The 1070-nt window shown below is 70.1% G+C and carries 1 protein-coding gene; it reads right to left on the bottom strand.

The window, feature by feature from the left end:
* The coding region (locus ABT048_RS41655; protein ID WP_350526864.1) for an IS481 family transposase at positions 1 to 949 on the bottom strand (949 nt) is incomplete at its 3' end.
* Positions 950 to 1070 lie beyond the last annotated feature (121 nt).

Raw genomic sequence — 1070 nt, 5'->3', positions numbered from 1 at the left:
TGTTCTGGCCCGTGAGGTTGGGAACGCGGCTGGCGGGTGGCTTGCCTGCGAGTGCGGTGTGTCCGCGGTGGTGATTGTAGGTGTGGAGCCAGTCGGGGTAGGCGTCGCGGCGTTCCTGTTCGGTGCGGTATGGCCTGGCGTAGGCCCATTCGTCGAGCAGGGTGCGGTTGAAGCGTTCGACCTTGCCGTTGGTCTGGGGCCGGTAGGGCCGGGTTCGCTTGTGGGCGATTCCGGCCGAGGTCAGGACGTCGCGCCAGAGGTGGGACTTGTAGCAGGAGCCGTTGTCGGTCATGACGCGTTGTACGGTGATCCCGGCGCGGGCGAAGAAGCCCTGGGCGCGGGTCCAGAACGCGGCGGCGGTCTCCTTGCGCTCGTCGGCCAGGATCTCGCTGTAGGCCAGGCGGGAGTGGTCGTCCACGGCGTTGTGCAGGTAGCCGTAGCCCGCGCCGGAGCTGTTCCTCTTCCCGGCCGGGCGGCCCAGTACGCGGTGGCCGCCGCCGTCGGGGATGTTGCCGAGCTTCTTGATGTCGACGTGGATCAACTCGCCCGGTGCGGCGCGTTCGTAGCGCCGCACCGGGCGCCCGGTGGCACGGTCGAGGTGCGCGAGGCGGGCGAGTCGGTAGCGGACCAGGACCCGGTGCACCGTGGCCGGGTTCAGGCGGAGCAGGTAGGCGATGCGGGCCGGGCCCCACCGCCGCAGGACGCGGACCTTGATGATCCGCCGCTCGGTGCGGGCGGGCAGCCTGCGCGGGCTGTGGTGGGGCCGGCTGGAGAGGTCGCTCATGCCGGCCTCGCCGAGGGCCCGGTAGCGGTCGGCCCAGCGCTTGGCCGTGGTGGGCGAGACCTGGAAGCGTTCGGCGGCCCTGCGCAGGGGCCAGCCGTCCTCGACCACGCAGCGGGCCAGGCGCAGGCGTCCAGTCTCGGTCAGCGGTGCGTTACGGTGTGGCATGAGGGCCTTTCTGGTCGCCGGTGCAGATGTCGCAATCCACACCTGGCCAGAAGGCCCTCACTCATTTCAAGATCACCACTCCGTGAACCGTGTCACCAACCTCCGTGGTCAGTACAGCTAG

Source organism: Kitasatospora sp. NPDC096140 (genome assembly GCF_040303045.1).
Taxonomy (GTDB): Bacteria; Actinomycetota; Actinomycetes; order Streptomycetales; family Streptomycetaceae; genus Kitasatospora.
This window is presented reverse-complemented; position numbering and strand designations above follow the sequence as displayed.